Below are 18184 nucleotides of genomic sequence, written 5' to 3'. Positions count from 1 at the left end.
GACGTGGCCCCTGGTGTCCAGGTCGTTCGTACAGTGGCGCGCTCCACCTGGACACCAGGGGCCACGCCCGCTCCACTGCGTGTGGGTCGACGGTGGACGGGATGGGAGCTGAGGTTGCGTGGGGTCTTGCTTCGCAGCGCAAGCACCCGGTCCAAAGGTGGACGCCTAGTCGCAGAACCCGCAAAGCTGCGGCGAGTAGCGGCGACGCGCTTCGTTCACTGGGGCGATGCTGCTGGAACATCCGCATGCAGAGAGACACGTGCTTTGAGCGGCGCTGACCCGCGAACCGCATCTATGCTATCGACAACACAGGAACGCACCGATCCTGCCTAGCCATTCTCTAGGGGGCGGCATGTATGTAGAACGAGTGGCCTTGAGGAATATCAAGGGGTTTTCCGAGGCGGAGCTAGATTTCTCAGGTGATGACGGGGGGCACGCAGGATGGTCCGTAATAACGGGTGATAACGGTTCAGGGAAAACCGCCTTCCTGAAGTCTCTTTGCATGGCACTCATTGGCCCCGACGACTCTCGCGTTCTCCTCCCCGATTTGCGCGGATGGGTAACGGAGGGAGAAGAGAATGGCACGATCTCTGTCGAAGTGAAGCCGCATCACGACTTTGATCGGACGGCGAAGGGAGGGTTCCGGGTTCAGAATACATTTTGGGCGGAGATCGAATTCAAGCGAGAGGGTGGAGCGTGGGCGATTTCCTCTGCCGATGTTTATAGGAATAAAAAGAAGGGTGCGTTCAATGGACCCTGGTCCGTTGGAACTCCTGGATGGTTCTCGCTGGGATACGGGCCGTTTCGCCGACTGTACGGCAGCTCGCCTGACGCTCAACGCCTTATGGTGATCCCTGGCCGTGTGCCAAGGTTTGCAACCCTATTCAAGGAAGACGCCACGCTCGGAGAATGCGAGCAATGGGTAAAGCAGCTCAATTATAAGAAGCTCGAACAGCAGGAGTCAGAAAAGGTCGCACTCGATAGCCTCCTTGAAATCCTGAATGATGACTTCTTGCGGCAGGGGGTATCCGTTCGTGGAGTCAACTCCGAAGGTATTTGGCTGACGGACTCGGCAGGTCGGGACATGCCTTTGGCTGACATGAGCGAGGGGTACAGGTCAGCTCTCGCCATGCTAATCGACATCTTCCGGCACATGGTCGATGTTTATGGATCCGTCGATCTGACGGCAAAGAACGATGATGGTTCTTCTTACGTAAACCGTCCTGGCGTCGTGGTCATTGACGAAGTCGACTCTCATCTCCATCCGGCCTGGCAGAGGGAGATTGGCTTCTGGCTTAAGAAGCACTTCCCGCTGGTTCAGTTCATCGTCACTACGCATAGTCCGTTGGTTTGTCAGGCCGCAGACCGTGGTCGTATTTACCACATGTCTCAGCCCGGATCCGGCGAGGTTCCCTTCCGGCTCGACGAGCATGACTTCAAGCGAGTCATCGCAGGCAAACCAGATCAGATCTTGATTTCCCCGGCTTTCGGCATGCCTCATACCCGGTCACCTAAGGCCGTGATGGCAAATCGGCAGCACTCTCGCCTCCGTGCCAAGCAGCTCTCAGGGAAGCTCAGTAAGAATGAGGAGAAAGAGCTGGACCAGCTGTCGCTCTTTGCCGATTAACGGGGGTGGGGGAGAATTGAGAAAGATTGATAGGGGGGAGATTCCTTTGCTGGCACGCCAAGAGCTATACAGGCGTCAGCGGGTGGCAACCTCTCAGCAAAAGGCTAGGGATGAGTGGAGCAGATATCGGCGCTCCGTGAAAAGTAAACCCGTAGTTGAGGCTCTGAGGGCCGCTGTCGGCGTACGCCAAAGGTGCCTTTATTGCTGTGACTCTCGTTCGGCTGATGTTGACCACTTCATTCCAATCGGTGTCGACTTCAGTAAAGCATTTAAGTGGTCCAACTTTATCTGGGTGTGCCCGGAGTGCAACAGGAGAAAGGGTAAGCAATTCCCCCTTGACTCAACGGGGGTGCCCCTCATCATCGATCCCACTCGCATCGATCCATGGGATCATCTAATTCTGGATACGGCTAACGGGCTTTTGGCTCCACGCTTCCTGGACGACGATTTTGACGCCATGGGCGAGGCAACCCTCGACGTTTTGACCTGCATAAATTTCGAGTCGGTCACGGAAGGGCGGAAGCGCGTAATTCGCCGTTACTACGAAGGAGTTGAACGGGTCTTGGAGGGCGGTGGTTCTCCCGGCCGGTTCGCCGCACTCGCGCGCGAAGTGCGAGAAGATGAGTACGGTGTATCAGCTTGGTTTGCGCTCCGAGAAGGGGCTACCGAGGAGCGCTTTCGAGTTCTGAAGGAAAACTTCCCGCATTGCTGGCGTACCTTTGTGAGGCTTGCCCTACAAAGTTAGAAAACTGGGAATTCGCTGGCGACTACGGGGCAGCGTGCAGTTGCGTACGATTCCATTGCGTGGCAATCACGACTCGCGGCCGTGATCAATTGCGCACGTCAGTGGATCACCTGCACAGGTGAGAGGCCTTGCAGGCCAGGTCAGTCAGCACCGCAAGGTGATCGGGGCTACGTCGTAGTGCAGCGGAGTCAGGCGAGGGAGTGGTCGAATCCGTCAGGCCAGTCCAGGGCGAACGGCGGGCCAGGACGTGTCGGCTGCCAGCCCTGGGTGAGGGCCCATGTGATGGCGGCACTCACATCCCGAGGGAGCACAGTGGCGCTCGGCGCCCCGAACCAGTTGCTGGCGTGAGGCTGGTTCGTGGTGACGACGAGGGTCGTGCCCGGTTCGTCTGCGTGCTGCACCGCGTACGTGCACGGCCGGGCGCAGAGGGCCTGGTCGTACGTCGGCCGGCCCCGCAGGCGCCAGCGGTAAGTCGTTCCGTCGACGACGATGCGCCGCGAGCCCTTGCGGTTGAGTGCCACAGCGTCCCCCATGCCCTGTGCTGGCCGTGATGCTAGCTGGTCAGAGCGTGGGGGAGTCGGCTCTCCTGGGCCGTCTCTGGGCCGTCCAAGGCCGCTCAACGGTGACCAACGGCGACCGCCAGTGACAGGTGTCCCACACGACGGCCCCAGGTCACCCCCATTCGTCTGCGACACTGGTAACGCTATGCCTAAGCCCGGAGAACTGACGTTCGTCGCCCCCCGCGGAGCCAAGAAGCCGCCGCGGCACCTTGCTGATCTTTCGCCTGCTGAGCGGAAGGAAGCTGTTGCCGCGATCGGTGAGAAGCCGTTTCGCGCCAAGCAGCTGTCGCAGCACTACTTCGCGCGGTACGCGCACGATCCCGCGGAGTGGACCGACATCCCCGCGGGGTCGCGCGAGAAGCTGCGGGAGGCGTTGCTGCCGGAGCTGATGACCGTCGTGCGGCATCTGTCGACCGACCAGGACACCACGCGCAAGACGCTGTGGAAGCTGTTCGACGGGACGCTCGTCGAGTCCGTGCTGATGCGGTATCCCGACCGCGTGACGATGTGTATCTCGTCGCAGGCGGGCTGTGGCATGAACTGTCCGTTCTGTGCCACCGGGCAGGCCGGGCTCGACCGGAATCTGTCGACCGGTGAGATCGTGCATCAGATCGTTGATGGGATGCGCGCCCTGAGGGACGGGGAGATTCCCGGCGGGCCCGCGCGGCTCAGCAACATCGTGTTCATGGGCATGGGCGAGCCGCTCGCCAACTACAAGCGGGTCATCCAGGCTATCCGCGCGCTCACCGACCCGGAGCCGGACGGGCTCGGGCTCAGCCAGCGCGGGATCACCGTGTCGACGGTCGGGCTCGTGCCCGCCATCAACCGGTTCACCGATGAGGGGCTGAAGTGCCGGCTCGCGATTTCGTTGCACGCTCCTGACGACGAGCTGCGCGACACCCTCGTACCCGTCAACACGCGGTGGAACGTGCGGGAGGTGCTCGACTCCGGGTTCGAGTACGCCGCGAAGTCCGGGCGCCGGCTGTCGATCGAGTACGCGCTCATCCGGGACATCAACGACCAGGCGTGGCGTGGCGACCGGCTCGGGCGGATGCTCAAGGGCAAGCCGGTCCATGTGAATCTGATTCCCCTCAACCCGACGCCCGGGTCGAAGTGGACCGCTTCACGGCCCGAGGACGAGAAGGCCTTCATGGACGCCATCGCCGCGCACGGCGTCCCGGTGACCATCCGGGACACCCGTGGTCAGGAGATCGACGGAGCCTGTGGACAGCTGGCGGCCACCGAGCGGTAGCCTGGCCACTGTAAGTACGACAACTACATCTGCATTTCCGACAGGGGAGCGCCACAGCGCTGAGAGTGCGGCAACCGACGGCAGGCATCGCGTCGACAGGCCGCAGACCCTCTGAACCTTGCCCGGGTCATTCCGGGTAGGAAGTTCGGACGCCACTCAAGCTGTTGCGCCCTGCCCGGAGCCCTGGCCGTATGTGCCGGAAGGCTCCGGGCAGGGCCGCGTCTTCTCCTGGTCACCTCCAGGAGGAATGAAGTAGTGAGTAAGAAGAAGTCGTCCCTCACCGTGTGCGCGGTCGTGGGGCTCGGGCTCGTCACGTTGTCCGCGTGCGGGTCCTCCGGTGGTGGCTCCGGTGCCGCGGGCGGTGACTCCAAGACCGTGACCCTCGTGAGTCACGATTCGTGGGCCGTTTCGAAGGACGTACTGAAGGACTTCGAGAAGAGCTCCGGTTACAAGGTCAGGGTCCTCAAGGACGGGGACGCGGGCGAGGCCGTCAACAAGGCGATCCTGTCCAAGGGCAATCCGCAGGGCGACGTGTTCTTCGGCGTCGACAACACCCTGCTGTCGCGGGCGCTCGACAACGGGATCTTCTCCTCGTACAAGGCCAAGGGGCTTGAGGAGAACGTGAAGAGCGAGTATCGGCTCGACAAGGGGAAGGACCGGGTCACCCCCGTCGACACCGGCTCGCTCTGCGTCAACTACGACAAGGCGTACTTCAAGAAGCACGACCTCGCGCCGCCTGCGTCCTTCGCCGATCTCACCAAGCCGGCCTACAAGAACCTGCTGGTCACGGAGAACGCGTCCACGTCCTCGCCCGGTCTCGGCTTCCTGCTCGGGTCCGCAGCGAAGTACGGCGACGACGGCTGGCAGCCGTACTGGAAGAAGCTGAAGGCCAACGGGCTCAAGGTCGTGGACGGCTGGGATCAGGCGTACAACGAGGAGTTCAGCGGGAGCGCTGGTGGCAAGAAGGCCGGCGGGGAGCGGCCGCTCGTCGTGTCGTACGCGTCCTCGCCGCCCGCCGAGGCCGTGTTCGCCGATCCGCAGCCGAAGACCTCGCCGGTCGGCGTCGCGAAGGGGACCTGCTTCCAGCAGGTCGAGTTCGCGGGGCTGCTCGACGGGGCGAAGAACGAGAAGGGCGGCAAGGCGCTGCTCGACTTCCTGGTCTCCAAGAAGTTCCAGGAGGACATGCCGCTCAACATGTTCGTCGACCCTGTGACGAAGGACGCCACGGCGCCCGCCGACTACACCAAGTACGCGGTGAAGATCGACGATCCCGAGACCATGAGCCCGCGCCGAATCGCGGACAACCGGGACGACTGGGTGAAGTCGTGGACGTCGCTCGTACTGAAGTAGCCCCAACCGTCGGCGGGAAGACGCGTGGGAACGCGGCGCGGCTCGGGCTCATGGCCCTGCCCGTCGTGTTCTTCGGGCTGTTCTTCGCCTACCCGGTCGTCGCGATCGTCGAGCGCGGGCTGCACGCCGACGGCGGCTGGCGGTTCGGGCGGATCCTGGATGTGCTCGGGCAGTCCGACATCCGGCACGTCCTGTGGTTCACGGTGTGGCAGGCGGTCGCGTCCACCGTGCTGACGCTGCTGATCGCGCTGCCGGGCGCGTATGTGTTCGCGCGGTTCGAGTTTCCCGGGAAGCAGGTGCTGCGGGCCGTCGTCACCGTGCCGTTCGTGCTGCCGACCGTCGTCGTGGGCACCGCGTTCCTCGCGCTCGTCGGGAACGGCGGGCTGCTCGACGAGCTGTGGGGCGTGCGGCTGGACACGACGGTGTGGGCGATTCTGCTCGCGCATGTCTTCTTCAATTACGCCGTTGTCGTACGGACCGTTGGTGGGTTGTGGGCGCAGCTCGATCCCCGGCAGGAGGAGGCCGCGCGGATGCTCGGCGCCTCGCGGTTCGCGGCGTGGCGGAAGGTGACGCTGTCGGCGCTCGCGCCTGCCGTCGCCGCGGCGGCGCTCATGGTGTTTCTGTTTACGTTCACGTCTTTCGGCGTCGTGCAGATTCTGGGCGGGCCGGGGTTCTCGACTCTTGAGGTCGAGATCTATCGGCAGACCGCGCAGATCTTCGACCTGTCGACCGCCGCTGTTCTGACCATCGTGCAGTTCCTCGCCGTCGGGCTGATTCTTGGTGTGCACGCGTGGACCGTGCGGCGGCGGGAGAGCGCGCTGCGGCTCGTCGACGCCGCGCACACGACGCGCAGGCCGCGCGGGGCCGGGCAATGGGCTCTCCTCGCGGGCGTGTTGGTGTCCGTCGCCCTGCTGATCGTGCTGCCGCTCGGGGTGCTGGTCGAGCGGTCGCTCGATGCTCCGGGCGGGTACGGGTTCGGGTACTACCGGGCGCTCACGGACGCCGACGGCGGGATCTTCCTCGTACCGCCGATCGACGCGATCTGGAATTCGCTCCAGTACGCGCTCGCCGCCACGGCCATCGCCGTGGTGATCGGCGGGCTCGCCGCCGCGGCGCTCACACGTCGTGCCGGGCGGCTCGTGCGCGGGTTCGACGCGTTGCTGATGCTGCCGCTGGGGGTGTCGGCGGTGACCGTCGGGTTCGGGTTCCTGATCACGCTCGACGAGCCGCCGCTCGATCTGCGCTCCACGTGGATCCTGGTGCCGCTCGCGCAGGCGTTGGTCGGGGTGCCGTTCGTGGTGCGGACGATGCTGCCGGTGCTGCGGGCCGTCGACGGGCGGCTCCGGGAGGCCGCCGCCGTGCTCGGGGCCTCGCCGCTGCAAGCCTGGCGGGAGGTCGACCTGCCGATGGTGCGGCGGGCGCTGCTGGTCGCGGCCGGGTTCGCGTTCGCCGTGTCGCTCGGTGAGTTCGGGGCGACCGTGTTCATCGCGCGGCCCGACAACCCGACGCTGCCGGTCGCCGTGGCCCGTCTGCTCGGGCGGGCCGGCGACCTCAACTACGGGCAGGCGATGGCGCTTTCGACCGTACTGATGGTCGTCTGCGCGGCCTCGCTGCTCGCCCTTGAACGGATTCGGCCCGCCAAGGCCTCGACCGGGGAGTTCTGATGTCGCTGCTGGAGTTGGACGACGCGACCGTACGGTTCGGTGGGCGCGCCGTGCTCGACGACGTGGACCTGGAGATCGCCGAGCACGAGATCGTGTGCGTGCTCGGGCCGAGCGGCAGCGGCAAGTCGACGCTGCTGCGGGCCGTCGCGGGGCTGCAACCCCTGGACGGCGGGCGGGTGTTGCTCGGCGGCGCCGACCAGGCGGGGGTGCCCGCGCACAAGCGGGGCGTCGGCCTGATGTTCCAGGACCACCAGCTGTTCCCGCAGCGCGACGTGGGGCGCAATGTCGCCTTCGGGCTGCGGATGCACGGGGCGGACAAGAGCGAACAGGCGGACCGCGTACGGGAGTTGCTGGGGCTTGTCGGGCTGCCCGGCGCCGAGCGGCGTGCGGTCGGCGCGCTGTCCGGCGGGGAGCAGCAGCGGGTCGCGCTCGCGCGGGCGCTCGCGCCGCGGCCTCGGCTGCTGATGCTGGACGAGCCGCTCGGACAGCTGGACCGAACGCTCCGTGAGCGGCTCGTCGTCGAACTGCGAGAACTGTTCGGCGAGTTGGGGACGACCGTGCTCGCCGTCACGCACGACCAGGGCGAGGCCTTCGCGCTCGCCGACCGGGTCGTGGTGATGCGGGACGGGCGGATCGCCCAGACCGGAACGCCTCTTGAGGTGTGGCGGCATCCGGCGGACGAGTTCGTGGCGCGGTTCCTCGGCTTCGACAACGTGGTGGAGGCGACGGTCACCGGGGCGGTCGCGGACACGCCGTGGGGCAAGGTTCCGGTGCCCGAGGGGTCGGAGCAGGGGGACCGCCGGCTCCTCGTGCGGCCCGCGGGCGTACGCCTCGTCCCCGCCGCCGAAGCCCAGCTGACCTGCACCGTCACCGCGCGTACCTTCCGTGGTACGCACGTCGCGGTGCACCTGCAACCGACGGACGCGCCCCGCCTGGAAGCGGCCTGCGCGCTGCGCGAGGCACCGGAACCGGGGGACGAGGTCGGGGTCGCCTTCGACGCGGCGGACATCGTGGTGCTGGGAGCGGGCGTCGCTCGGGTGGCCGGCTGAGCCGCCGAACGACGCCCGTGCCACGCCTACTTCTGCGCCGAGCCCTTGCGGCGGAGCGCGAAGGTCACGCCGCCGCCCGCGACGACCAGGAGGGCCGCGATGCCGGCGATCACCGGGGTGTTGCTGCTCGCGCCGGTCTCGGCGAGGTCCGAACTGCCCGCGGGCGAAGCCGAGTTGCTCGGCGCCGGGGCCGCCGCGGGGGCGCTCTCGGAGGGCGTCGGCTTCGCGGCCGGGGTCGAGGTGCTGGGCGCGGCGGACGTCGGAGGCGTCGACGGCTTCTCGGTGGCGCACGCCGTGGCCGGAGCGGTGACGCCGTCCTTGATGTCGTCGTCGACGTTGAAGCGGTCGGTCTTCACGTGGACGCGGTACGTCGCGCCCGGCTTCCAGTCCTCCTTGAAGGTGATCGTGGCGCCCTCCTTGGTGCCCTTCACGACCTGGGAGCCGACCTGCTCCTCGGAGCCGCCGGACGTACGGAAGACCGTGACGGTCGCCGGGGTGCCGGAGGCGTCCACGTCGGTGACGGAGATGACGCCCTGCTGGCCTTCGCAGCCGGCCTTGGCGGTGAACTCGCTGATGTCGCACGCCGAGGCGGAGCCTGCGACGCCGAGCGTCAGGGCCGTCGCGGCGGCGGCCACGCCGGCGAAGCGGACCGCTCTGGAGGAGATGCGCTGAGATATGCGGGGGGCTACGGACACAGCTGTCCTTCACGTGTGCTGGGAAGAGGAGGGGTGTGGCGCGGTGCGAACGCACCTCGAAGCTCAACACCCCCACGGTCACCGCTGGTTTATCGGTGACCGTGACGCACGGTCAATACGCGGAGCGCCTCACCGGCCACTCTTGACCCTCGCTTGACCCAACGTGCTAGCCGCGCCGCCCGAGTCGTTCGATCGCCTCGCCCGCCTCCTCGACCGTGTCCACCAGTGCGATCCGGTCCTCCATGGACCGCTCGCGGGCGAGCGCCTGGAGCAGTGGCCAGGTGGGGAGGCGTTCGGTCCAGTGGGTGCGGTCGACCAGGACCATCGGGGTGGGTTCGCCGCGCGACTCGTAGTAGTTGGGCGTCGCGTTGTCGAAGATCTCCTGGACCGTGCCCGCCGCGCCCGGCAGGAAGATCACGCCCGCGTTGGAGCGGGCCAGCAGGCCGTCCTCGCGGGTGGCGTTGGCGAAGTACTTGGCGATGTGCTCGGCGAACGCGTTCGGCGGCTCGTGCCCGTAGAACCAGGTGGGGATGCCCACGGAAGGGCCGCCGCCCGGCCAGCGTTCCCGCACCGCGAAGGCCGCGTCCGCCCAGTCGGTGATCGACGGGGTGAACGACGGTGATTTGGCGAGGAGTTGGAGCGCCTCGTCGAGCATCTGGTCGGCGAACGGCGCCGCGTACGCGCCCAGGTTCGCGGCCTCCATCGCGCCGGGACCGCCGCCCGTCGCCACCGTGAGGCCCGCGCGGGCCAGCGTCCGGCCGAGCCGGGCGGCGCCCGCGTACGCGTCCGTGCCGCGCGCCATCGCGTGACCGCCCATGACGCCCACCACCCGGGCCCCGACGAGGAGTTCGTCGAGCGCGTCGGACACGGAGTCGTCGTGCACGGCGCGCAGCATCGACGCGAACACGTCGCCGTCGGTCTTGGTCCGCTGGAACCATTCGTACGCGCGGGCGTCGGGAGTGGCCGCGTAGCCGCCCTCGCGGGACAGGCCCTCGAAGAGCTCGGCGGGGGCGTAGAGACGGCCGCGGTACGGGTCGAAGGGGAGGCCGGGGACCGGCGGGAAGACCAGCGCGCCGCGCGCCCTGACGTCGGCCGCCGCCTGCGGATCCATGGGGCAGCCGAGGAATATGGCGCCCTCGACCTCGGCGCGGCGCAGGTGCCCGGTGCGGGTGGTCAGGTCGACGGCCTGCACCCGGTGTCCGGCCAGTGTGGCGCGCGCGGCCACCACCTCGTCGAACTCCGCGAGTGTCTCGATCTCGCGGTCCGAGGTGGTGGCAGGCACGGACGGTTCAAAGGAATGCTCTGGAATCGGCACCCGCCCATGCTAAGCACGGGCGGGCACGCGGCCGTTGGCCAGGCCTCTACCGGTCAGCCCTCGACGACCGACGGGTCCATCCACATGACCTCGAAGGTGTGCCCGTCGATGTCGTCGAAGGCCCGCCCGTACATGAAGCCGTGGTCCTGCTTCTCGCCGGTCTCGGTGCCGCCCGCGGCGATCGCCCGGTCCACGAGCTCGTCGACCTTCTCCCGGCTCTCGGCGCTCAGGGCCAGCAACGTCTCGCTGTTCTTCGTGGAGTCGATGATCGTCTTCTTCGTGAACTCCGCGTACTTCGGCTTCGCGAGGAGCATCACCACGATGTGCTCACTGATCACCATGGAGCTGGTGGAGTCGTCCGAGAACTGGGCGTTGCGCTCGTACCCCAGCTCCGTGAAGAACTTGGTGGACGCCGCCACGTCGTTCACGGCCAGGTTCACGAAGATCATCTGCTGGTACTCGCTCATGATGTGTCCGTCGCCTTCTCGCTGAAGTGAAGTGATGTGGTGCGTACGAACATGTAGACGGCCAGTGTCGCCAAAACTCATCGCGCCGTCAGGGGGGCTGCCGAAAGTTCCGCGACGAGCCAGGTCAGCGGCCCGAACACGGCCAGCAGGGCACCGGCCCTGAGCGCCACGGCCCCGCGCAGCGCCGTGGCGGGCGCGCCGATCCGCAGCAGCGCCTCCGTCGTGTGCCGCCGCGCCTGGCGCGCCTCGAAGGACGCGGTCACCAGCGTCGCCACGGCGCAGCCGACGACAAGCACCGCGCCGAGCGTCGCCAGCGGCCCGACACCGGCCGCCGCCCCCTCGCGCTCCCCGTACACCGTGGCCGCCGCGTACGCCCCGGACGCCACCGCGCAGACCACGCCGAGCGGGCGGCCGACGCGCCGCGCCTCCTCCTGGAGCACCCGGCCCGCGAGCAGCCGCACCGCCGAGGGGCGTACGGACTGCAGTGCGCGCCCGCACAGATACGTGAGCCCGGGGCCCGCGAGCGCCAGACCGATCGCGGTCAGCGTCCATCCGGCGAGCACGCCCGTGGGGCTGCCGGTGAGGCCGCCGGGCAGCCGGGAGCCCGCGGCGCCGCGCGCGCTCGCCGCGTACGTCTCCACGGCGAGGCCCGCGGCGAGCATCGCGAAGCCCCACGGCAGCCCGGTCGGAGCGGCCGCCGGTTCCTGCGGTTCCGCGGTGTCCTTGGCCGGGCGCGCGAGCCGCGGGCGCAGGGCGAGGGCGCTCGCCGTGGACGCCGCGAGCGGCACCCAGGTCAGCAGGGTGAGCGTGGCGGCGAGCGGGAGGGGCCGGTCGGCGGCGAGCAGTCCGCGGGCCGCGCCGTCGAACGGGAGGCCCGTCAGGTCGCCCCGCAGATGCAGGAAGAACAGCAGCGCCAGCATCGAGCCGAGCGTGCAGGCGATCGCCGTGGAGATCGCGGCGAGCAGGGTGAGACGGGCCGGGCCGAGGCCCACGGCGGACAGGCCCGAGCGCGGCTGCGTGCCGGGGTCGGAGCGGGCCACGGCGACCGCGAAGTACACGGTCGCGGCGATCGGCAGCGCGCACCAGGCGAGGCGCAACAGTGAGTCGGCCGCGGTCTTGGGGTGTCCGAGCGCGTGGCCGAGCGTGCTCAGGAGCAGAAAGCCGGTGCCGGCCGACGCGGCGGCGACCAGGAGTCTGCGCAACTGGACCAGCGGGTGCGCGCCGCGCGCTAGACGGAGAGCGAGCACGCGGCCCGGCCTTCCGCCTCGGGGGCCTTCTCTGGCAGCGGCACGGTGTGCACGCGGCGCCCGTCGAGCAGTGACTCCGTGCGGTCGGCGAGCGCGCCCACCGCGGAGTCGTGGGTGGCGAGGACGACCGTGATGGCGTGCGAGCGGGCGGCGGCGGTGAGGGTGCGCAGGATGTGGGCGCTGTCGGCGCGGTGCAGGGTCGCGGTCGGCTCGTCGGCGAACACCACGTGCGGGGCGTGCGCGAGGGCGCGGGCGATGGCGACGCGCTGGCGCTCGGCTACGGACAGGGCGTGCGGGCGCTTGCGGGCGAGGCGGCCCACGTCGAGCCGGTCGAGCCACTCGTGGGCGGCGGCCTTGGCGGGGCGGCGGGCGGTGCCGCGCAGCATCAGGGGGAGGGCCGCGTTCTCCCACACGTTCAGCTCGGGCACGAGGACCGGCTCGGGGTCGATCCAGCCGAAGCGGTCGCGGCGCAGCCGTTCGCGTACCAGCGGGCCCATCGTGTGCACGGGGGTGCTGTTGAACCACACCTCGCCCTGCTGCGGCAGGAGTTGACCGGAGAGGCAGCGCAGCAGCGTCGTCTTCCCGCTTCCGCGCGGCCCGGTGACGGCGAGGATCTCGCCCTCGCGGACACCGAGCGAGACACCGGTGAGGGCGGGGGAGCCCTTGTCCGATCCGCTGTGCGAGTAGTGCAGGGCACGCGCCCACAGCACGTCGTTGTCCGGCGGGGCCACCATGACGTACACCTCGGTTCTGATCAGTTGCCTTCCCCACAGGACCCGTCAGGAGGGCCCTACCGGGGGAACGAAGGCGGGGCCGATCGGTCACTGGGCACCGTATGGACGCGCGGGCGCGGGCCGGAGAAGGGCACGGCCCGGTCGCGTCCCATCTCACTCGGATGGGTGCAACCGGGCCGTTGGCCGTACGTAACGGGATCAGATCTTCGACCAGGCCTCCGTCAGGACCTGGCGGACGATGCCCTCGATCTCGTCGAAGGTGGACTGGTCGGAGACCAGCGGCGGGGAGAGCTGGATGACCGGGTCGCCACGGTCGTCGGCGCGGCAGTACAGGCCGTACTCGAAGAGCTTCTTGGAGACGAAGCCGTAGAGCACGCGCTCCGACTCCTCGTCCGTGAAGGTCTCCTTGGTGGCCTTGTCCTTCACGAGCTCGATGCCGTAGAAGAAGCCGTTGCCGCGGACGTCGCCGACGATCGGCAGGTCGTTCAGCTTCTGCAGCGTGTTGAGGAAGTTCGCCTCGTTGTCAAGGACGTGCTGGTTGAGGCCCTCGCGCTCGAAGATGTCCAGGTTCGCCAGGCCGACGGCGGCGGAGACCGGGTGGCCACCGAACGTGTAGCCGTGCAGGAACGTGTTGTCGCCCTTGTAGAACGGCTCGGCGATCCGGTCGGAGACGATGGCCGCACCGATCGGGGAGTAGCCGGACGTCATGCCCTTGGCGCAGGTGATGATGTCCGGGACGTAGCCGAACTTGTCACAGGCGAACATCGTGCCGAGGCGGCCGAAGGCGCAGATGACCTCGTCGGAGACGAGCAGCACGTCGTACTTGTCGCAGATCTCGCGCACGCGCTGGAAGTAGCCGGGCGGCGGCGGGAAGCAGCCACCGGCGTTCTGCACCGGCTCCAGGAAGACGGCCGCGACCGTCTCCGGGCCCTCGAACTGGATCTCCTGCTCGATCTGGTCGGCGGCCCAGCGGCCGAAGGCCTCCGGGTCGTCGCCGTGGATCGGGGCGCGGTAGATGTTCGTGTTCGGCACCTTGTGCGCGCCCGGGACGAGCGGCTCGAAGGGGGCCTTGAGCGCGGGCAGGCCGGTGATGGACAGGGCGCCCTGCGGGGTGCCGTGGTAGGCGACCGCGCGCGAGATGACCTTGTACTTCGTGTGGTTGCCGTTGAGCTTGTGGTACTGCTTCGCCAGCTTCCACGCGGTCTCGACGGCCTCGCCGCCACCGGTGGTGAAGAAGACCTTGTTGAGGTCCCCCGGCGCGTAGTGGGCCAGGCGCTCGGCCAGCTCCACGGCCTTGGGGTGGGCGTACGACCAGATCGGGAAGAACGCCAGCTCGGCCGCCTGCTTGGCGGCGACCTCGGCGAGCTCCTGTCGTCCGTGGCCTGCCTGCACCACGAACAGGCCGGAGAGGCCGTCCAGGTACTTCTGGCCCTTGTCGTCGTAGATGTAGGTGCCCTCGCCACGCACGATGGTGGGAACGGGCGCGTTCTCGTACGACGACATGCGGGTGAAGTGCATCCACAGGTGGTCGTACGCGGTTCGGCTGAGGTCCTTGCTCACGGCTATCGGGTTCCCCACATGTAGGTCTGCTTCTTGAGCTTCAGGTAGACGAAGCTCTCGGTGGAGCGCACGCCGGGGAGGGCCCGGATGCGTCGGTTGATGACCTCCAGAAGGTGGTCGTCGTCCTCGCAGACGATCTCCACCATCAGGTCGAACGAGCCCGCGGTCATCACGACGTACTCGCACTCCGGCATGTCGGTGAGCGCATCCGCCACGGGATTCAGGTCGCCCTCGACGTTGATGCCGACCATCGCCTGCCGTCTGAAGCCCACGGTGAGCGGGTCGGTGACGGCGACGATCTGCATCACGCCCTGATCGAGCAGCTTCTGGACGCGCTGGCGCACGGCCGCCTCGGAGAGGCCGACGGCCTTGCCGATGGCGGCGTACGGACGCCTGCCGTCTTCTTGAAGCTGCTCGATGATGGCGAGGGAGACGGAGTCGAGCGGCGGATTGCTGCCGTTCCTCGAACTCGGTCCCTTGGGGTCTGCGCTGCGACTGGCCACGGCCTCACTCTGCACGAGGACTCATCTGTTTCGCAAGCCCGGATCGATGAAATTCGTTGTCTACGAGGTCTCGCCTCACGAATTCCGTAGTTCAACAGGGGTGGGGGGTGTCGAAAAGGCCCGTCCACGGTCTAGGGTGGGCGTCTCAATCTTTGGACAGCGAACAGTCAGGAGGCCGGCAGTGAGCACCAGTGAGCTGCGTCGTCTGCGTAACTACATCGACGGTGAGTTCAAGGACGCCGCCGACGGACGGACCACCGAGGTGGTCGACCCCGCCACGGGCGAGGCGTACGCGACCGCGCCGCTGTCCGGGCAGGCCGACGTCGACGCCGCGATGGCCGCCGCCGAGGCCGCGTTCCCGGCCTGGCGCGACCTGGTCCCGGGTGAGCGCCAGAAGTACCTCCTGAAGATCGCGGACGCGTTCGAGGAGCGCGCCGAGGAGCTCATCGCCGTCGAGTCGGAGAACTGCGGCAAGCCGCTCGGTCTGACCCGCAGCGAAGAGATCCCGATGATGCTCGACCAGATCCGCTTCTTCGCGGGCGCGGCGCGCATGCTGGAGGGCCGCTCCGGCGGCGAGTACATGGAGGGCCTGACCTCCTTCGTGCGCCGCGAGCCGATCGGCGTCTGCGCGCAGGTCGCGCCGTGGAACTACCCGATGATGATGGGTGTTTGGAAGTTCGCGCCCGCGCTCGCCGCCGGTAACACGGTGGTGCTGAAGCCGTCGGACACGACCCCCGCCTCCACGGTACTGATGGCCGAGATCATCGGCGCGATCGTGCCCAAGGGCGTCTTCAACGTGGTGTGCGGCGACCGCGACACCGGCCGCGCGATGGTCGAGCACAAGACCCCCGCGATGGCCTCCATCACCGGCTCCGTGCGCGCCGGCATGCAGGTCGCCGAGTCCGCCGCCAAGGACCTCAAGCGGGTCCACCTGGAGCTGGGCGGCAAGGCCCCGGTCGTCGTCTTCGACGACGCCGACATCGCGAAGGCCGCCGAGGGCATCGCCGAGGCCGGGTACTTCAACGCGGGCCAGGACTGCACCGCCGCCACCCGCGTCCTCGTCCACGAGTCGGTGCACGACGAGTTCGTCACCGCGCTCGCCAAGATCGCCGCCGAGACGAAGACCGGCGCGGCCGACGACGAGGACGTCCTCTACGGCCCGCTGAACAACGCCAACCAGCTGAAGCAGGTCACCGGCTTCATCGAGCGGCTCCCGGCGCACGCCAAGGTCGAGGCCGGCGGCCACCGGGTCGGCGAGCGGGGCTACTTCTACGCGCCGACCGTCGTCTCGGGCCTCAAGCAGGACGACGAGATCATCCAGAACGAGGTCTTCGGCCCGGTCATCACCGTCCAGTCCTTCACGGACGAGGACCAGGCGGTGTCCTACGCCAACGGCGTCGAGTACGCGCTCGCCTCCTCGGTCTGGACGAAGGACCACGGCCGCGCGATGCGCATGTCCAAGGTCCTCGACTTCGGCTGCGTGTGGATCAACACCCACATCCCGCTCGTCGCCGAGATGCCGCACGGCGGCTTCAAGAAGTCGGGCTACGGCAAGGACCTGTCGGCGTACGGCTTCGACGACTACACGCGCATCAAGCACGTGATGACGTCGCTGGACGCGTGACCCGCGGGTGAACCTCACGTACAGCGAGGTCGGCGCGACCCTGGCGGCGGGTGAACTGCCGCCGGGGTACGCCCACATGGACCGCCGTGTCCGGATCGGCTCGGGGCAGGAGTGCTTCGAGCGGGCCGGCGCGGCGGTCCTCGCGTGGGGCGCGCAGCGCGGGGCCGGGCTCCGGGTGACACCGAGTGACGATGTCCGGGAGGGCGCGGACGTGGAGCTGCGGGCGCTGTTCCTGCGGATTCCCTGCCGGGTGGTACGGGTCGTGCGCGAACCGTCGCGCGTCGGATTCGCCTACGGGACGCTGCCGGGGCATCCGGAGTGCGGCGAGGAGGCGTTCCTCGTCGAGCGGGCGGCGGACGGGGCCGTGTGGTTCCGGATCCGGGCGTTCTCGCGGCCGGGGCGGTGGTACGCGCGGCTCGGAGGGCCGGTCGCGCGGGGTGTGCAGAAGTGGGTGACCGGGCGGTATCTGCGCGCGGTCGTGGAAGCGCTCGCCGCAGCGTAGATCGACAAGGTGTCGGCCCCGGACCGTGGCGCTCGACGCAGCGTCCATTGTGGGGTCAAGTCCCCGGGCGGGAAGCTGAGTTCGTGCGAGCGAACCCGATACCACACCAGGTCACCCGTCGTTCCCTGCTGCGCGCCCTGGGCGGTGGTGCCGCGGCCGCGACGGTCGGCGGCCTCGCCACCGGCTGCGGGGTGCCCGCCGCGTATGTCGCGCCGGGCGATCGGGCAGGCCACGATCTGTCCGCCGGCGAGAAGCGGCTCACCTGGGCCAACTGGCCGCTCTACATCGACGTCGACGACGACAACCCGTCGAAGCGGCCCACCCTCGACGCGTTCGAGAAGCGGACCGGGATCCAGGTCAAGTACACCGAAGAGATCAACGACAACGACGAGTTCTTCGGCAAGATCAGCCCGTCGCTGATGAACCACCAGAAGACCGACCGCGACCTCATCGTCATCTCCGACTGGATGTGCTCGCGCTTCGTACGTCTCGGCTGGGTCCAGGAGATGGACCGGGCCCACCAGCCGAACGTCACCAAGTACCTCGACCCGCTGCTCCGCTCGCCCGCCTTCGACCCGGGCCGCAAGTACACCGTGCCGTGGCAGTCCGGCATCACTGGCATCGCGTACAACAGGCGCAGGCTGGGCCGCGAGATCAAGCACGTGTCGGATCTGTGGGCGGACGACCTCAAGGGGCGCGTCACGCTCCTCTCCGGCCTGGACGAGTCCTTCGCCCTCCTCATGCAGGGCAACGGAGTCGACATCACCAAGTGGAAGGCCGCCGACTTCGACAAGATCTGCGACCAGGTCGAGAAGCTCGTGAAGACGAAGCACATCCGCCGCTTCACCGGCAACGACTACATCAAGGACCTGTCCAGCGGCGACGTCCTCGCCTGCCAGGCGTACAGCGGCGACATCATCCAGCTCCAGGCCGACAACCCCGACATCGAGTTCGTCGTGCCCGAGGAGGGCGCCGAGCTCTGGGCCGAGTCCCTCATGATCCCCAACCTCGCCGAGCACAAGGCCAACGCCGAGCGCCTCATCGACTACTACTACCAGCCGGAGGTCGCGGCGGACCTGGCCGCGTGGGTCAACTACGTCTGCCCGGTGCCCGCGGCGCGCGACGTGCTCGCCTCCTCCAAAGACAAGGAGACCGCCGAGCTCGCCGAGGACCCCCTGATCTTCCCCGACGACCGGATGCGCTCGCGGCTCGCCATCGCCCGCGACATCAGGCCGGCGGAGCGGACCGAGTACTCGAAGCGGTGGAACAGGATCGCGGGATTGTGAGACG

17 protein-coding genes, 1 pseudogene and 1 riboswitch are annotated in these 18184 nt (G+C 68.1%); of the genes and pseudogenes, 10 read left to right on the top strand and 8 right to left on the bottom strand.

Going from position 1 to position 18184, the window contains the following annotated elements:
* The first annotated feature begins 352 nt into the window (after positions 1-352).
* The 3 genes and pseudogenes from ACFYWS_RS36645 to ACFYWS_RS36635 all read left to right on the top strand — a co-directional run bounded on the left by ACFYWS_RS36645 (position 353) and on the right by ACFYWS_RS36635 (position 2372).
* Positions 353-1627: an AAA family ATPase gene (locus ACFYWS_RS36645; RefSeq protein ID WP_389283699.1), complete on the top strand. Its 1275-nt coding sequence runs from the start codon at positions 353-355 to the stop codon at positions 1625-1627.
* Positions 1584-1943: pseudogene (locus ACFYWS_RS36640) on the top strand (HNH endonuclease); the annotation flags it as partial. The gene ACFYWS_RS36645 and the pseudogene ACFYWS_RS36640, both read left to right, overlap by 44 nt.
* A 33-nt stretch (positions 1944-1976) precedes the next feature.
* Entirely contained in the window at positions 1977-2372 is a 396-nt protein-coding gene (locus tag ACFYWS_RS36635; protein ID WP_389283709.1) for a hypothetical protein, read from the top strand.
* 188 nt (positions 2373-2560) lie between these two features.
* Here the strand turns inward: ACFYWS_RS36635 and ACFYWS_RS36630 are convergent, their stop codons facing one another.
* Positions 2561-2893 carry a hypothetical protein gene (locus ACFYWS_RS36630; protein ID WP_389283698.1) on the bottom strand — a complete coding sequence of 111 codons (333 nt, stop codon included), beginning with the start codon at positions 2891-2893 and terminating at the stop codon, positions 2561-2563.
* Between the two features lie 184 nt (positions 2894-3077).
* Between ACFYWS_RS36630 and rlmN the strand changes: the two genes are divergently transcribed.
* The 4 genes from rlmN to ACFYWS_RS36610 all read left to right on the top strand — a co-directional run bounded on the left by rlmN (position 3078) and on the right by ACFYWS_RS36610 (position 8247).
* Complete coding sequence (gene rlmN, locus ACFYWS_RS36625) at positions 3078-4184, top strand: 23S rRNA (adenine(2503)-C(2))-methyltransferase RlmN (RefSeq protein ID WP_389283697.1); 1107 nt, start codon at positions 3078-3080, stop codon at positions 4182-4184.
* Between the two features lie 32 nt (positions 4185-4216).
* Positions 4217-4345: riboswitch (TPP riboswitch) on the top strand.
* A gap of 94 nt (positions 4346-4439) precedes the next feature.
* A complete protein-coding gene (locus tag ACFYWS_RS36620; RefSeq protein WP_389283696.1) occupies positions 4440-5534 on the top strand; it encodes a thiamine ABC transporter substrate binding subunit in 1095 nt (364 codons plus the stop codon).
* On the top strand, positions 5510-7198 hold the full coding sequence (locus ACFYWS_RS36615) for an ABC transporter permease (protein ID WP_389283694.1): 1689 nt from the start codon (positions 5510-5512) through the stop codon (positions 7196-7198). Before ACFYWS_RS36620 ends, ACFYWS_RS36615 begins: the two co-directional genes overlap by 25 nt.
* Complete coding sequence (locus ACFYWS_RS36610) at positions 7198-8247, top strand: ABC transporter ATP-binding protein (protein WP_389283692.1); 1050 nt, start codon at positions 7198-7200, stop codon at positions 8245-8247. The genes ACFYWS_RS36615 and ACFYWS_RS36610 overlap by 1 nt, the downstream gene beginning before the upstream one ends.
* A 26-nt stretch (positions 8248-8273) precedes the next feature.
* Here the strand turns inward: ACFYWS_RS36610 and ACFYWS_RS36605 are convergent, their stop codons facing one another.
* The 7 genes from ACFYWS_RS36605 to ACFYWS_RS36575 form a co-directional block, all read right to left on the bottom strand.
* Positions 8274-8942 carry an LAETG motif-containing sortase-dependent surface protein gene (locus ACFYWS_RS36605; protein WP_389283690.1) on the bottom strand — a complete coding sequence of 223 codons (669 nt, stop codon included), beginning with the start codon at positions 8940-8942 and terminating at the stop codon, positions 8274-8276.
* A 166-nt stretch (positions 8943-9108) separates the two neighbouring features.
* Positions 9109-10224, bottom strand: a complete 1116-nt coding sequence (locus tag ACFYWS_RS36600) for an LOG family protein (protein WP_389283688.1) — start codon at positions 10222-10224, stop codon at positions 9109-9111.
* 86 nt (positions 10225-10310) lie between these two features.
* On the bottom strand, positions 10311-10724 hold the full coding sequence (locus ACFYWS_RS36595) for a VOC family protein (protein ID WP_389283686.1): 414 nt from the start codon (positions 10722-10724) through the stop codon (positions 10311-10313).
* A 77-nt stretch (positions 10725-10801) separates the two neighbouring features.
* On the bottom strand, positions 10802-11971 hold the full coding sequence (locus ACFYWS_RS36590; protein ID WP_389283684.1) for a hypothetical protein: 1170 nt from the start codon (positions 11969-11971) through the stop codon (positions 10802-10804).
* Entirely contained in the window at positions 11953-12705 is a 753-nt protein-coding gene (locus ACFYWS_RS36585; protein ID WP_389283682.1) for an ABC transporter ATP-binding protein, read from the bottom strand. The genes ACFYWS_RS36590 and ACFYWS_RS36585 overlap by 19 nt, the downstream gene beginning before the upstream one ends.
* A gap of 198 nt (positions 12706-12903) precedes the next feature.
* Entirely contained in the window at positions 12904-14283 is a 1380-nt protein-coding gene (locus ACFYWS_RS36580; RefSeq protein ID WP_389283681.1) for an aspartate aminotransferase family protein, read from the bottom strand.
* Positions 14268-14783, bottom strand: a complete 516-nt coding sequence (locus tag ACFYWS_RS36575; protein WP_389283679.1) for an Lrp/AsnC family transcriptional regulator — start codon at positions 14781-14783, stop codon at positions 14268-14270. The genes ACFYWS_RS36580 and ACFYWS_RS36575 overlap by 16 nt, the downstream gene beginning before the upstream one ends.
* Positions 14784-14949: 166 nt before the next feature.
* Here ACFYWS_RS36575 and ACFYWS_RS36570 point away from each other — a divergent pair, with 166 nt between their 5' ends.
* From ACFYWS_RS36570 to ACFYWS_RS36560, 3 genes are all read left to right on the top strand, one after another.
* Positions 14950-16392 carry a gamma-aminobutyraldehyde dehydrogenase gene (locus ACFYWS_RS36570; protein WP_389283677.1) on the top strand — a complete coding sequence of 481 codons (1443 nt, stop codon included), beginning with the start codon at positions 14950-14952 and terminating at the stop codon, positions 16390-16392.
* Between the two features lie 7 nt (positions 16393-16399).
* Positions 16400-16894 (top strand): DUF1990 family protein, encoded by a 495-nt coding sequence (locus ACFYWS_RS36565; RefSeq protein WP_389283676.1) that lies wholly within the window; start codon positions 16400-16402, stop codon positions 16892-16894.
* Between the two features lie 83 nt (positions 16895-16977).
* On the top strand, positions 16978-18180 hold the full coding sequence (locus ACFYWS_RS36560; protein ID WP_389283674.1) for a spermidine/putrescine ABC transporter substrate-binding protein: 1203 nt from the start codon (positions 16978-16980) through the stop codon (positions 18178-18180).
* Positions 18181-18184 lie beyond the last annotated feature (4 nt).

This window comes from Streptomyces sp. NPDC002795, assembly GCF_042888725.1.
Lineage (GTDB): Bacteria > Actinomycetota > Actinomycetes > Streptomycetales > Streptomycetaceae > Streptomyces.
Note: the sequence above shows the minus strand (reverse complement) of the source record. Positions and strands in the feature narration are given on the sequence as shown.

Bases quoted from the DNA above. Each gene is read 5' to 3' on its own strand.
- ACFYWS_RS36645 (WP_389283699.1), top strand. From the start codon at position 353: ATGTATGTAGAACGAGTGGCCTTGAGGAATATCAAGGGGTTTTCCGAG.
- ACFYWS_RS36610 (WP_389283692.1), top strand. From the start codon at position 7,198: ATGTCGCTGCTGGAGTTGGACGACGCGACCGTACGGTTCGGTGGGCGC.
- ACFYWS_RS36585 (WP_389283682.1), bottom strand. From the start codon at position 12,705: ATGGTGGCCCCGCCGGACAACGACGTGCTGTGGGCGCGTGCCCTGCAC.
- rlmN (WP_389283697.1), top strand. From the start codon at position 3,078: ATGCCTAAGCCCGGAGAACTGACGTTCGTCGCCCCCCGCGGAGCCAAG.
- ACFYWS_RS36595 (WP_389283686.1), bottom strand. From the start codon at position 10,724: ATGAGCGAGTACCAGCAGATGATCTTCGTGAACCTGGCCGTGAACGAC.